This is a genomic window from Stutzerimonas stutzeri KOS6 (assembly GCF_000307775.2).
In the GTDB taxonomy this organism is placed as follows: Bacteria; Pseudomonadota; Gammaproteobacteria; order Pseudomonadales; family Pseudomonadaceae; genus Stutzerimonas; species Stutzerimonas stutzeri_B.
Genome location: NZ_KK020676.1, coordinates 1,199,767 through 1,214,346, shown reverse-complemented (window position 1 = coordinate 1,214,346; position 14,580 = coordinate 1,199,767). Strand labels below are relative to the sequence as shown.

9 protein-coding genes are annotated in these 14,580 nt (G+C 59.4%); 3 read left to right on the top strand and 6 right to left on the bottom strand.

All coding sequences use genetic code 11. The features are described from left to right. Positions 1-53: 53 nt before the first annotated feature. From B597_RS47610 to B597_RS47310, 3 genes are all read right to left on the bottom strand, one after another. A complete protein-coding gene (locus tag B597_RS47610; RefSeq protein WP_003292747.1) occupies positions 54-2,501 on the bottom strand; it encodes a hypothetical protein in 2,448 nt (815 codons plus the stop codon). Continuing rightward, entirely contained in the window at positions 2,498-2,965 is a 468-nt protein-coding gene (locus B597_RS33725; protein ID WP_003292748.1) for a hypothetical protein, read from the bottom strand. The genes B597_RS47610 and B597_RS33725 overlap by 4 nt, the downstream gene beginning before the upstream one ends. A 116-nt stretch (positions 2,966-3,081) precedes the next feature. Further along, entirely contained in the window at positions 3,082-3,483 is a 402-nt protein-coding gene (locus B597_RS47310) for a hypothetical protein (protein ID WP_153574100.1), read from the bottom strand. 140 nt (positions 3,484-3,623) lie between these two features. Here B597_RS47310 and B597_RS33720 point away from each other — a divergent pair, with 140 nt between their 5' ends. Continuing rightward, complete coding sequence (locus B597_RS33720) at positions 3,624-4,175, top strand: hypothetical protein (RefSeq protein ID WP_003292749.1); 552 nt, start codon at positions 3,624-3,626, stop codon at positions 4,173-4,175. Between the two features lie 122 nt (positions 4,176-4,297). Here B597_RS33720 and B597_RS33715 read toward each other — a convergent pair whose 3' ends face one another. Genes B597_RS33715 through B597_RS33710 form a run of 3 tightly spaced genes read right to left on the bottom strand, consistent with a single transcriptional unit; the run spans position 4,298 to position 5,462 of the window. Continuing rightward, a complete protein-coding gene (locus B597_RS33715) occupies positions 4,298-4,903 on the bottom strand; it encodes a DUF6088 family protein (protein ID WP_003292750.1) in 606 nt (201 codons plus the stop codon). Between the two features lie 2 nt (positions 4,904-4,905). Continuing rightward, complete coding sequence (locus B597_RS46375; RefSeq protein ID WP_071535074.1) at positions 4,906-5,169, bottom strand: BPSL0761 family protein; 264 nt, start codon at positions 5,167-5,169, stop codon at positions 4,906-4,908. Between the two features lie 5 nt (positions 5,170-5,174). After that, the gene (locus tag B597_RS33710; RefSeq protein WP_003292751.1) at positions 5,175-5,462 is read right to left on the bottom strand and encodes a hypothetical protein; all 288 of its coding nucleotides are present in this window, start codon (positions 5,460-5,462) and stop codon (positions 5,175-5,177) included. A 452-nt stretch (positions 5,463-5,914) separates the two neighbouring features. On the opposite strand from B597_RS33710, the gene B597_RS33705 reads away from it, so the two are divergent. Together B597_RS33705 and B597_RS33700 are read left to right on the top strand one after the other, a co-directional pair. Beyond that, positions 5,915-9,262 (top strand): STY4851/ECs_5259 family protein, encoded by a 3,348-nt coding sequence (locus tag B597_RS33705; protein WP_226924963.1) that lies wholly within the window; start codon positions 5,915-5,917, stop codon positions 9,260-9,262. A 5-nt stretch (positions 9,263-9,267) separates the two neighbouring features. After that, a partial coding sequence (locus B597_RS33700) for a DEAD/DEAH box helicase (protein ID WP_024161946.1) occupies positions 9,268-14,580 on the top strand: 5,313 nt, incomplete at its 3' end.

Genomic DNA, 14,580 nt, shown 5'->3' with positions numbered 1-14,580 from the left:
AAGCCGAGCCGACCATATGACACTGCTCTGCTGATCGTTTAGGCGGGGCAGGTTCATTCGGTCACCCACTGGCTGCTCAGGGCTGACCAGCCAAGTTCCCGCAGTAGCGGGGTAATCCATTCATCGAGAACATTGGCATATGCCGCAGGGCAGAACGACGAATAGGCGTCTTGCGGCTCTTCGCCCCTTAGCCAGTGCCCCATGAGCGCAGTCAGAGCCTCGGGAGGGCAGCCCCGCTCAGTGAGCTCCGTACGTAGGAACTTCCGGTAACTATTGACTCGATGGCCGGTATAACCGGCTACCTGCACCATCTGTTGAACAATTGTGTCCGGGGCAATTTCAGCACGACGTATTCCAGTCGGACTAATCCACAGGAAAAAACCTCGTGACCATCTATCGCGATCATCATCCCGTGACAGATAGCCGATCAATTGCCTACTGATAGATGCGCAGTGCTCGAGGTAATTTGTTATTTGCCGCCTCAACATCGGAGGCATGCAAATCAGCCGACTCATATGACGATCATCGGCATCCTTGTCTGACAGCGCGCCCATACCCAACACAGAATCAAACTCGTCGATGAGCATCAGAGGGTTGCGGATCGCCCTACAGGCTGTAATCAGCGAAAACATCTGCACTGACCATAGGGTGTAACAGTTGTGCCAAGCGAGCATATCGCTGAGACGCCCCTTCGCTTTCTTCCGCAAAACCGCGGCCATTGCACTTACATTGTACGCAATGGTTTCGGGCAGCAGGCAGTGAGTTGCTCCCAGCCCGCCCTCTTGATCAGGATTGAGGCCGGCAGGTTCATACGCCAGACCAGCACATGCATAAACCTGCGTCAGCACTCGCACCAGTGAGGTCGTATAAATGTTGCGGAGGTGGTTGGCATCGAGCTGCAGATAATAGCGCGGGGTTTGCGCCGAGGGGATTTCAACGCCTGACAGCATGGATGCCGCTGCTACGTCCTGAGTGTCAGTGACTATTTGGTGAAACAAATAACTGCGCAGTTTGGTTCGCGTATAGCGTCGGTCGTCTTCACCCAATTCCAGCAGGAGTCCCTTGATCTCGGCGTCTAGCTGCTCAGTTTGATACGTGAATAGCTGATTGGCAGAGTGAGGAAATGCCTTGAGCAGCTGCTTTACCAACTGGGCACTATCAGCGAGATCGGGCAATAGAATTCGCAGCAACGATAGTCGGACACCAGAAGAGGCCTGCCAACGATCGTCGCCAGCCAGGTCTGGGCGCCTGACGACCATACTGAACAGCGCCGAATCCCCTAGGATCAATGCCAAACCATCGGTGTCATCTGTTTCATCATCAACGACGGATAACTGGACGACCTGCGTCATCGACTGTCCCAACCACAGGCTGATATGCAGAGCAACAATCGCCTCCATTCGGAGCTGGATCCGAGCTGGGTCTTTTGTGCAAGACAGTTCCTGCAGACACGAGTGGAATAGGTCGCTGGCGCCAAACAACAAATTCCGCAACTCCACCAAGGTGAGCTGGTTGTACGAAAATGGCAGGAACTGTCTGCTTCGTACTATATGCGCCTCAACATTTTGTTGGCCTAGGAGATCAGCAACATACGGACGCTCGCAACCATCATCATCGAGCACCCAAATCTCAGTTGATGGGCTGATCTCACCGGGTGCCAGATCACCATCAACGGTGTCTGTATGCCCCACTAGGATGTCGTAGTGACCAGGTAGCTGGTCAGGATCATCGGGATCACCCAGCACAAATCCGCGGGGATCCTCTGTTATGAAGTTGACCAGTTCTGGTCGACTCTGCTCCTTACGCTGGCCTCTATGTCCGCCTCCGCCGCCACCCACACGTGGCGACTCGCCGTTGCAGTAACGGACAAATCGGGCGATTGCAGCAAAATTCTCGGCATTTTCTGATCTCGATTTTCCAGGCAGAAATCCTCTACAGCTCACCACAAACTTCTCGGTGGTGTCCCAGACCTTTAACTCAGGTGAGATGAAGAAATTTCGCTGTCCGCATAAGTTGCCGAGCGCTTTGTAAACCTCGTAGCGCTGACTGATCAGGCGATCGGTACCTATTTTATGAGATGCAATGAGCAACTGCGCGAGCAGTCGCTCGTAGTCCTGAGCATTTTCGTAGTCGCTGAATATGTGCAGAAAAGATGCATAGGGAAATCCAAAAATTTTTACACCGCGCTGGTGGACAGGATTCCTTGCCGACCTGTTGTTCCCTAGCCAAAACTGCTCGCCCAAAAGCACTCGGATGTTGGGTTGGCGGGATAAGGAGATAAGCCACTCGCAGGCCTCATGTAAAACGATGTCATCAGAGTTTTCTAGACCAATCGGCACACCAACACTGCATGTGCGGAGCACTCGTACGAGCTGATCAATCGCACGTGGCAGGTCAATTAGTTCGGGGTGAGAACCTAGCAAATTGAGAATTTCACTGACGATCCAGGGAGACTGTCCCTGTTCAGAGGCGAGCCTCAACAGGATTTCGCGCTTGCTCATTTCTCACCCTCACGGCCCTTGAGCGGTTTTACCCCGACCAGCCGAGCTAGGTGGGCGTGACTTCGATATTCGTGAGGCCACTGCTCCTTTGCAGATCCGATGTTGGCGTATAAATCTCGTACCTGTTGCCGCGTAATCTGAGCCAGGGCAGGTGCAACCAAGCGCTCAATCAGCACGAGTTGGTAGGCAAACTGCTTGATTCGCCCCTTCGGCCACTCAATACAGCGCACTGGTGTTTCGGGATCCGTGTGCGCCTTGAGCCATCGATATAGCGTCGTTTGGCCGATACACAGTGCATCTGGGCCACAGATCACCAATGGGTAAACCTCATTGATCCGAGTGGCCAACGCCTTGGGTATCAGAGCTGGATCAGGAAGGCCTATCGGGGCCAGATCCAGCTCGCACTCGACACGAGAAAAATCGGGATGAATTCCGTGGATGTCGCCTAATTTGATCGTCAGCATGACGCCTCTCGCTAGTGTGGGAACTACTAGACAATGCGAGGCGTTAGTACCCTGTTTGAGGGGTGAATTGATGGACACGTGAGCTTGGGTTCGGCCGGATGGCGTGAAATACCCACTCAGTGCCAATAGCCGTTTCTACTGATTCCGCGCATGCGCGGAAAATTCCCCATGTCCTGACCGGGAAACCACCCTGGCGCGATGGAAGCCTGAGCGACGAATTCAGCCAGGATGGGGGCTTTTTGACCAAACGGGGCATCAACCAGCCAACCATCACCACCTTGCTCATGCTGGCTAAACCCCTGGGCTGCACGGGCAGCAGAAATCATCGACGAGGTAGAGCAACTCGTTGCACACCATCCCTGAGCATCGCTGCCCTTCGGCTGACCACACACCAACTGAAACGGACGGCTTGGTGGCCTATCTCCTGAGCCCTCTCTACCCCCAATCCAATCCTGCTCACCCTTGCGAAATTCCGCGCATGCGCGGAATTTCCTCCGCCTTCCCGCAAGCAATTTCATTAGCGCTGTTTCCTTGGCAGGACCTGGAACCGAAAGCTATGCCAATGCGATCTGGTAATCAGGGGTATTTCAAGGGGCACTCTTAATACAAGGCCGTATGCAAATCGAGCGAGGCCAGCCTCGGATTAGGAGCGAGCACAATGAGTGACTGGAAATCATACGCAGGGGAAATGAGCGATCGTGAAGTGGCCAGGCGTTTTGGTATCGGCGCCAGCACTGTTCGGCGCTTCCGTCATTCCAGCGACATTCCAAAGTTCTTCCCCGGAAGGGCCGAGCTTCCCGCAGCGCTGGTTACGCAACTGGCGATGGAAACCAATCATCGACTTGCGAAAGGATTCGGTGTTTCCATCAAACGTATCGAACAAGCCAGAGCAGAGCTTAAGATCCCAGAGCCAAAGACAATTCGAGAGCGCTTCAAGCCTCTCGAGGACATTTGGACCAGCGAGGCCATAGCACTGCTAGGAAGAATGCCGGACACAGAGGTTGCTGACCGGCTCGGCGTCAGCAATTTCCCGGTCAAGAAAAAGCGCAAGGAGCTTGGAATACAGTCGTACAAACGACCGCTGCCAGAAATAACCCCCGAAATTGCATCGGAGTTCGGGGGCGTTTCTGATGCAGAGCTTGCGCGCCGGTTCAATGTGTCGGTGAGCTTTATACGCAGGGCGCGGATAAAGATGGAAAAGGGCAGCTAGCAATAGACGCAGATCCGACACTGATTGGATGGGCAGCCAAACTGACTGGCTGGCTGCCTCTTACCGGTTCATGCAAGCATGCCTGCGCCATGTCAGCGGCATATCGACCAGATTCGGGCGGCTCATGTTGTCTCCAGCGCTGCGCGCATCCATTTCGGCATTCTGCAGGCCACTAATTTGCTCAGGTCTTCGGGGCTGAGAGCTTTTTTGATTACAGCAACATGTTCCGGAGTAGTACCACCTTTGCCGAGATAAAACAGTGCGCTGATGGCCACCCCCACCCTGGTCCCTGCATGCTGCATCAGCATTGGGGCGGCATGTACGAGCCTGATCTCGGCTTTCCCCACAAACAGAGATCGACTGGAGCCGCTCGTGTAATAGATCGGGATGACCGGCATCTGTGTACTCAGCCCGAAACGTCTCACGGCATCAGCGCCATGGATCTGCAGTGCCCAACGGTTCTGCCTGGCAATCAGATGCACCAAGTCCCAAGGCCCAGAACGACGAACCCGGCCGGTGTATTGGCTGTATTTCGGCCGCATGTAGATGCCACGGTACACACGCTCAAGCTCACCGCGACGAACCAGTTGGGCGACTGCCTTGGAGATGGCCGAGCTCGAACCAAGCTCTGCAAGACACCTGATGCTGAAAGGCCTCCCCTTGCGCAGAAACTTAACCCGCTGCGTGACGAGGTGAGACACCGGCGGCTCAGAATGAGGGCGGGACATTGCTATCGTGTCGACTCCAGCGACGAGCAGAGCAACGGCTGATGGAAAGCGATTACCCGACGTCGATACTCATCTTCAGGCCCATCGCTTACCAGGCATTCCTCAAGGCGCCCCAGCGAGAAAATTTGATCGGCAGATGGATAGTGCCTGAGCAGGCTTTTCGCATAGCTGCGGATATCCTGCGGTAACCCCGAATGACGGGAGAGTTCACGCAGGAACTCCTCTGTTTTGACGATGGCGCGTGTTCTTTCATAAGGAAGAGTCAATCTCGTTATCTCCTGGTCATGAACTCAAAGTCCCAGACAGCTGGCTCGCCAGCGCCCGCCACCCAGCGCGCAGTTAAGCGCCGCGGCCATTGAGGCGAAAGTACCAGCACGCCCTTGATTAGCTCCAGTGGGTAGAACAGCAGTCCATCAACCTGGAATTCCTGCAGGCCTTCCCGCCCGCTGTGAAACCGCTCCAGATAAGGTGCAATGCCAATTAGTGTTTGCCGTGCAGAAAGCTGCAAAGCCTGCAGTCTTGGGCATGCAGACCAACCCGGATCTGTGTGCTCAATCATGACTGCACTCCGTCTTGGCCTCCTGCCGCTCCATCCACTTGGCCAGGCCCCACATCGTGCTTCCTAGCGACAGCAAAGACCAAAGCAGCCATTGCGGGATTTGGTATTCGGTACTTAGCCAAAGCCCGATGCCACCGCAAAATATCGCTACGCAAAACCATCTCATCAGCGTGCACTCCCACTCCCGATTACCTACGAGATACCACGGTAACCCGATGTTCGGTTGTGTTAACGCTGGTGCCAGAAATTTCGTCAGATCCCAGGCTGGGAAACGAGAATGATCTATTGGTGGATATGAAACACCGCCATCCAACATGGCCCAGTTATCGGACACCTCGTCCCAAGCACCACGAGCTAGATGAATCTGTCGCCTTGTTTTGAGATTGAAAAAAGGACACGATCCAAGGACAGCCTTTGAGGCAGCTCACTCGTTCACAAAAAAGGAATTATGTGTGCCGCTTGTCCAATGGATTTCAGATTTTTTATCTAGGCGTGGACTGCAAGAGCCGGATGGTCGTCCCCTATTCGCCTATAAGACCTCATCAGAAGAATTCGAGACACTGCGCCAGCTCTTGCATGGGCTCAACCTAGGGCAACACGCGCACCCCGAATATGCTCAGGCCTGGCTACTTTTTGCGGCCGAATGGTGGAAGCGCGAATATCCAGGGGGAGCATGGCGCTGGGGACCACTGTGCGAGGCAGCCGGCCAGAGAAAGGTAGCTCATGAGAAGACCCGCAGCCTGGTAATTGATGGGCGTCGTCAGTGGCGTCTGCAAACCACTATAAAAAGTGAAGGCAAACGTTTCATCGGCCTGGTCGCGGTGAATGGCGGCCTGCCCATGCGCCTTGTCGAGTCGGCACAGGGCGGGTTATCCCGCCTGCTACGCATGGTCACTGAGCAGGCACTGGAATACCGCCTGCAGGATGAGCATCTGCGCCAGGCCATCGAGGCCCAGGCCGAGCTTTTGCCCGCCTGCTACCAGCAGGCGCCGGTCTACGAACTGCTCGACAGCTTGGTCAAGGCGGTGCTGCACATCCGCAAGGCCTATGCCCTGCAGGGCGCCCAAGACCCAATCGCCCGGCTGCAGGAAGAGTGCCCTCACTGGGAAGAGCTCTTCCCCATCGCCCTCGATTCCCAGGCCGCCGCCAGCCTGATCAAGGGTCTGGTCCGGGATACAGTCAGCATCACGCCCCAGTCGCGGCGGCCTCCTTTCCAGATCCAGCGCGGCCTGCGCTTCAGTTCCGATGGCTCCATACCCGTCTACGAGCTGTCCTTCGTGATGCAGGCTCAGGCCAGGCGCGATCAGGTTGCCGAGGCGCTGGGGATGGCCGTGGATGCGCTGCCGCCACACTTCCAGCTCCTGCTGCGCATCGGCGAGCGGGAATACCTGGTCGGCGAAGCCCTGCTTAGAGACGAGGAATACCAGCTGATCGCCAGGCCGCTGCCGGCCATCCACAGCCTGCACAATGCCGCGCAGCTGATCGTCAGCCGCTGGGGCGCCACCCTGCACATTGCCAACCTACCGGGCGGCGAAGCCTTGAGCCATGACGAGCCGCTGATCTTCGAGAATACCTACCCCTTTGCCCGCCTGCTCGCCCAGGGCGATGCGCTGGTCAAGGGCGAGTCGGCACTGGCGGCCATGCCGGCAAGAACCATCGTGTATGCCGAAGAAGGCGAGGCTCGCGAGCTGCATGACTGCCTGGCCGACGGGCAAATGCTGATGGAACTTCCCGCCGGTACCACCCGGCTCACGTACAAACAACAGCCCTTCGTTGTCACCATCAGCGCCAGCGCTACCCGCCACCCGGAAGCCTACTGGCATGGCAACAGTCTGGAGGCGCTCTCCGTGCCGGGGCTGCTGTTCCGTGGCACGCCGCGCCTACGCATTGAGCAGGGAACGGGCTTTTCCAGCTATGCGCCCGCCCATGAGCTGTTTGTCCGCACGCAGGGCAAGGAGCTGCCGCTCGCCCAAGCCCGGGCGCCGGGGCTGTGCCGGCTGATCTGGCGCAAGGATGGCCAGCGCCTGCTGAACACCCGCGCCGTGCTTCTCCCGGACGAAGCCTCCATCACCTACGCGCCGGGCGCCACTACCCTCGAGGGCAGCATTCGCCTTCACCACTGGCCTGATGTGCCCGTGCGCTGCGAGAGCGAACAGATCGCGCTGGAGCGCCGCCATGATGGAACAGGCCTGACCCTGCGGCTGAAGAGCACCGGCAGCCGGCCGGCCACCACGGTTCCGCTGTGCCTGCAGTGGCCCGACGGCGAGCAGAAGCTCACTCTGCCCTTCCCCGGCTATGGCGTCACGCTGCTGCGCAACGACACTCCTCTCAAGCTGAATCAGGCCCTGACCATCGAAGAGCTGATCGGATGCCGTGCGGTATTGATGTCGACACAGGGCGCCGAGAACTGGCAGATTCGCCTGACCTCCGGCGGCACCGACTCACGCTCCACCCTGTCGCAGGAAATTCGCTACACCGGGATCCGCGAAATCCGTCTGTTCGAGCTGATTCCGGCAATCCAGCAGATGATGTCCTGCCACCCCGGACTCGATCATACCGTGCAGCTGGAGCTGATCCACGCCCACCAGACCCACGCCCGCCTGCAGGTGGGCCGCTACTCGACGCGCATCCGCCTGCACAGCCAAAAAGAAATGGCCTCCCTGAGCGATGGCGCTCGTGATCTCCTGCCCGAGCAGCCCCAGGCCGAGGGCCTGATACTGGCCCTGCCTCTGGCCGAGCCGGAACATGACCCAGTCAGCCTGCCGCTGCATTTCTCCGAGCAGGTGTTCACCGGCAACTGGCTGGTCAGCCTGCCGACCGATGCGGTTGGTCCCTGGCTGCTGTACACCCCCGACGACTCCAAACTGCACAGCCGTCCGACCGTCGTGCCGCCGACCGTGAGACAACTGTCGAAGCCCCTGACCCCGCTGCGCGACGCGCTCTGCGAAGCCGATGGTGAAGAGCGCATGCGCCTGCTCCGAGCCGCGCTGCGCGCCATGGCCGCGGATCCAGAAGCCGAGGACTGGCAGACGCTGGAGCTGCTGCTGGACCGGCTGCACCATCTGCCGCTGGCCAGCTTGGATATCTGCCAGGCACTGATCCGCGAGCCGCAGGCGCTGGCCATGGCCACCCTGCGGCTGGACGATTTCTCCAGCCGCCTGGCCGAGCGCCTGCCCTGCGAGCTGCCCTTCGAGTGGCTGCTGATTGCCCCGGAGCACTGGTTCGACACCTTTGCGACATTGCGCCAACAGCTGGCCGCCGACAATCCCCGGCTACTGTCGCTGATCCGCACCGACATCCAGAGTAAGAGCCAGTTCCTGTCTCGCTGGCAGCCCGCGCTGCGCTTTATCTTCGATCAGGGCCTGCACCACTCCTTCGATCTGCAAAGCCCGGATGTGGGGTTCTTCCTGAAAAACCCGGCGATGCTCACCGCCTCCTGGCAGTCGCACCTGTTTGATGGCGAGCACTCGGCCATGCAGCAGATGTTCCGGCGGAACCCTGCCGAAACCCATCAATACCCCGGCAGCGGCAATACGGATATAGGAGCCTTCCTGAAAACGCCCCACGGGCAAATGCTCCTCCGCTGCAGCAAGCTCCCTGCCAACGACTTCAAGTTGGCCACGGTCATGCTGCCCTTCATGGCCGCCTTCGATACCTACGCTGGCCGCGGGCAGCAATGGCAAGCCGACCCGGCACGCCTGTTCAGCCTCAGAGACGCTCGCCAGTTCGATACCGTCTGGTTCGACTCCGCCTATCAACTCGGCCTGGCCATGGCGCAAGCCGCCTCGATGCAGAAGTGAATCACATGCTCTATCAGAAGAACTATTTCTCCGCCCTCACCGACAACCTGAGCACCCGCAGCGAGCGTGCCGCCCAGGGCCTGCTCAGCCTCGGCAACCCGCAGCTGCGCCAGTTTCTACATGACCAGCTGACCGCCGCCCCCGGCACGCCGGGCGCCTGGCTGGCCGATCCGGTCTTCGAGCCGACCTTCGGCTGGCAGGAAAGTGCTGAAACCATGGGTTCACTGGCCGGCGGCAACCTGCTGCACTGGCGCCTTGCCGATACGATGGCACACCCGCCCAAAAAGGAAGACGGAGAAGACCTTATAGATCCTTTTCCAGAAGACCGTAGATTGTTTACGCATCAGTTAGCAGCGTGGGAGATCCTCAACCGTGCGGAGCCGCAATCGCTTGTGGTGACCAGCGGCACCGGCTCAGGCAAGACCGAATGCTTCCTGGTGCCGGTCCTCAACCAGTTGGCCAAGGCCATCGACGCGGGCGAAGACCCGGAAGGCGTTCGCGCCCTGTTCATCTACCCGCTGAACGCGCTGATCAACTCGCAACAGAACCGCCTGGATGCCTGGACCCACGGATTCGGCGGACAGATTCGCCATTGTCTATACACCGGTGCCCTGGAGAACGAACGCAGGAATAGAGACCAGCAGTACGATGGCCAGGTGATCGACCGCAAGAGCCTGCGCGCCAGCCCGCCGCAACTGCTGGTGACTAACGCGACCATGCTGGAGTACATGCTCATCCGTAAGGATGATGAGCCGATCCTGCAGAAGTCGGCCGGCAGGCTGCGCTGGATCATTCTTGACGAGGCGCACACCCACATCGGCTCCCAGGCCGCGGAGATGGCGCTGCTGCTGCGCCGGGTAATGCTGGCCTTCCAGGTCAAGCCGCAGGATGTGCGCTTCGTGGCAACCTCGGCCACCTTCGGCTCGGATACCCAGACCATCGAGAGCCTGCGCACCTTCCTCGCCGATATCGGCGGAGTGGATCCGCAGCAGGTGCATGTCGTGCAGGGTCATCGGGATATCCCGGCGCTGCTGAACGCCACCCCGGATGCCGAGCAGGACACCCCTGAAGCCATCGGCGCCATCGAGGCGGACCGGGAGCAGTCAGCGCTGCGCTACCAGCGCCTCGAGGCCAGCCCGACCGCTCGGCGGCTGCGCGCCCTGTTCATGCCTGATGGCCAGGTGAAACCACAAAGCCTGCAAGGGCTGATCCGTGAGTCCGGTCTACCCTCCGCGCAGGTGCTCGCCTGGCTGGATCTGCTGTCCGGCACCAAGAGTGCCGAAGGGCTGTCCTTCCTGCCGCTGCGCGCACACCTGTTCCATAACGTGATTCCGGCAATCCGCGCCTGCGTGGACCGCCACTGCAGCCACAAGGTTGGCTCCGCGCTGGAGCATGCCGACTGGCCGTTTGGCATGGTTTACCTGGAAGAGCGAACTCACTGCCGCTGCGGCGCGCCGCTGATGCCGCTGGTGTCCTGCGAGGAGTGCAACGAGAGCTTCCTGCAGGCGGCGACTACCAACCACGGGAGACTTATCGATCAGTCGCAACAACAGGTCGATGAGTTCTCTCTTGACGAGGAGCCTACGGATACCGATGACCAAGCTGATGACATTGCATTACTCAGCCGTGTCCTGATTACCAATCGTCCTACCAACTACAGCTATCCCGAGTTTCTGGATCGTGACAGCCAAAGGTTGAAGCACGACGGCCCTAAGGATGGCTACCTAGAGCTACAAGTTTTTCGCAGCCAAAAGAACGAATGCCCCTGCTGTGGCGCCAACATCCAAGGCCGCAGCCTGCTGCGCCCGGCGCGCATCGGCACGCCCTTCACCCTGAGCACGGTGATCGGCACCCTGCTGGAGTTCTGCCCGCCGGATCCGATGCCGACCGGCAAGCCGTTCCAGGGCCGCAAGCTGATCTCCTTCACCGACAGCCGCCAGGGTACGGCGCGGATTGCGGTCAAGCTGCAGCAGGACTCCGAGCGCAACCGGATTCGCGGACTTGTATACCAGCACTTACTGCACTCGCAGCCAGCCAACCCACTCTCACCTACCCAGCAAGACAAACTGAGAGCTCTTGAAGCAAAGAAGGCCTGCGACAGTCTCGACGATTCAGAAGAAATGCTGCTTGACGTGCTGAAAGATAAGCAAGCTATAGCGTTATCGGGCATGGAAATCAGCTGGACCGATATGGCCAACTATCTGGCCGGAACCCCAGAGCTGCAGATGGGCATGCTCGATTATTACAACAATCTCGCGCCGAACACCTTCGGCAAGCAGGACAGTGTGGCCCTGGCCAACATGCTGCTGGCCCGCGAGTTCTATCGCCGTCCGAAACGCGCCAACAGCCTGGAAACCTTGGGCCTTGTGCAGGTGTGCTACCCCAAGCTGGCCAGCATCACCAGCAAGCCCATGGCCTGGCCTGCACACCTGGATGTCGAGTCCTGGCGCATCTACCTGAAGGTGCTGATGGACTTTTTCGTCCGCGAAAACACCATCCTGAACATCGATAAACGCTGGCAGTCGCTGATCGGCGCGCGTATCAGCCCCAAATGGGCTGTGCCGCCGGTCCTGGGGAAAAAACCTGAAAAGCTGCAAAGTCGCTTTGCCCGCTGGCCTACGGTCAACACCGTCAATGGCATCCAGTCGCGGGCCATCCTGCTGCTCTGCAAGGCATTCAACTGGTCGACCGCGGCCCACCAAGACCACATCGACTCGATCCTGAGCGAAGCATGGCGCGTGCTGCAGGGAAAACTGCTGACCTCATTCGGCGATAGCTACCAACTCGATCTCAAGGATCTGAGCTTCCGGCTGCCCGAAACGGTCTATCTGTGCCCGGTATCGCGGCGCTTCATCGACACCCCGTTCGAGCAACTCAGCCCCTACACGCCACGTACCGACCGCGACATGGTCGTCAAGGTGAGGCCCTACACCCTGCCGCGTCCGCCCGAGGCGCTCCTGCATGTGCCGGGTGATGAGGGCCTGCTGGCGGTCCGCGACTGGCTGAACAGCGAGCCGCAGATCCAGCAGTTGCGCAAGGATGCACTCTGGTCGGACATCATGGACCGGGTCATCGAGGGTGGTCACTACTTCCGCGCTGCCGAGCATTCTGCGCAGCAGTCGCAGCAGAAGCTAAAGGGCTACGAGAAGCTCTTTGAAAAAGGCAAGCTCAACCTGCTGAGCTGCTCGACCACCATGGAAATGGGCGTGGATATCGGCGGTATCAGCGTGGTGGCGATGAACAACGTACCCCCGCACCCGGCCAACTACCTGCAGCGCGCCGGGCGCGCCGGGCGCCGCCGCGAGGGACGCTCGCTGGCCCTGGCCGTCTGCAAGAACACCCCGCACGACCAGAGCGTGTTCAACAACCCGCTCTGGCCGTTCAATACGCCCATGCGCATGCCCAAGGTGTCCCTGCAGAGCCCCGATCTGGTACAGCGCCACGTCAATGCCTGGCTGCTGTCGCACTGGCTCAAGCACGTGGTCGCCGCCCAGGAAATCAAATCGATGACCGCCGGTGCCTTCTTCCTAGACGGCAAACTGCCTATGTCGCTGGCCGCGCGTTTCTGCCTGTGGTGCGACAACCAGGCGGTCGATACCGAAACGCTGGTGGGACAGGCCCTCAAGGACATCACCCGCCGCAGCATCCTTGATACCGCCCCGCAGCCCAAGCTGTTCGAGCACGCCAGCCGCCGCATGAAAGAGATCATGCAGGCATGGCAGCAGGAATACTCGGCCAGCGAAGCCCAACTGCAGCAGATTGCCGACAAGAAGGCCGCTGCCTACCGAGCCATGGATGCACAGCTCAGCCGCATCGCCAAGGAGTACCTGCTCAGCGAGCTGGCCGACCGGCGCTTCCTGCCGGGCTACGGCTTCCCGACCGACATTGTCAGCTTCGATAACCGCTGCATGCAGACCTTGAAGCGGGAGGACGGCGACCAGCGCGAGGACAACCGCGCCCGCTACCGCTCACTGGCTTCCCGCGACCGTATCACCGGCCTGCGCGAATATGCGCCGGGTGCCGAGCTGGTCATGGACGGGCTGGTTTACAAATCCTCTGGCATCACGCTGAACTGGCACGCGCCTGCGTCTGCCGAAAACGTCAAGGAGCTTCAGCTGTTCAAGAAGGCCTGGCGCTGTGGGCAATGCGGTGCCAGTGACTCGGCCATCAATCCCGGACTGGAGATCAACTGCCAGGAATGCGGCGCGCCGATCGAGCGCGACAACATCCGTGAATACCTGGTGCCTGCAGGCTTTGCCGTGGACTTCTTCGACGAGCCGCACAATGACATCAGCCGCCTGCAGTATGTGCCGGTCAAAGCGCCATGGCTGAACGTACCTGCTAGCTGGGTCTGCCTGGCCAACCCAGCGCTCGGCCAGTTCCGTGCCAGCCAGCAGGCGCACCTGTTCAACTACACCTCGGGTGCCAATCAGCAAGGCTTTGCCATCTGCCTGGAGTGCGGCAAGGCTGAGCCCATGCTGAGCTATCCCGATGCATCCGCCCCTGCCAATGAACAGTATCTGCCGGCTATTTTCCGCCAGAAGGCACAGCACCGCCGCCTGCGCGGTGGCAAAAGCAATGAACAAGGCGACGGGACAAACATCTGCCCCGGCAGCCACAACAGCTGGAAGATCAAACAGAACGTCCACCTTGGCCATGACAGCCTGACCGATGCGCTGGAACTGGTGCTGCGCAACCCTACCAGCGGCGAACTGCTCAACGACGATATCACCGCCTACTCGATTGCCGTGGCGCTGCGCGAGGCGATTGCCGCCGATCTGGGCATACAAACCGAAGAGCTGGGCTGCGCAAGCCATCCGATCAAGGTCGATGGCCAGCCAACCCGCGCCATCCAGGTGTTCGACCTGCGCAGCGGTGGCTACACCACCCAGGCCGCGGAGCGGCTGAATGAAGCCAGCCTGTGGCGAAAGGTCATCGCTCGTCTGGACAGCTGCAACTGCTCGCATGCCTGCCAGAACTGCCTACTCAGTTTCGATACCCGCTTCGAGGCCGAGCGCCTCAATCGTCACGTCGCGCTGGAGTGGATCAATCAGACTTGGCTTGCCGGCCTGGCGCTGCCCGCCGAGCTCGCTGTCTTTGGTCCGAAAAGCCAGGCAGAAATCGCCACTCTACAGGAAGCGGTCGAAAGAGCGATTACTAGGGACGACAACGCGAAGACCGTAGCCATTTACTTCACTGCACCCGCCGAAGAGTGGGATCTTGCTGTCGCACGCCGCCTGAGGCATCAACTGCATAGCTGGGAAAGCGTCGGACACCTAGTGCAATTACATTTACTGGAAAGTACCGTTTCCAGCCTG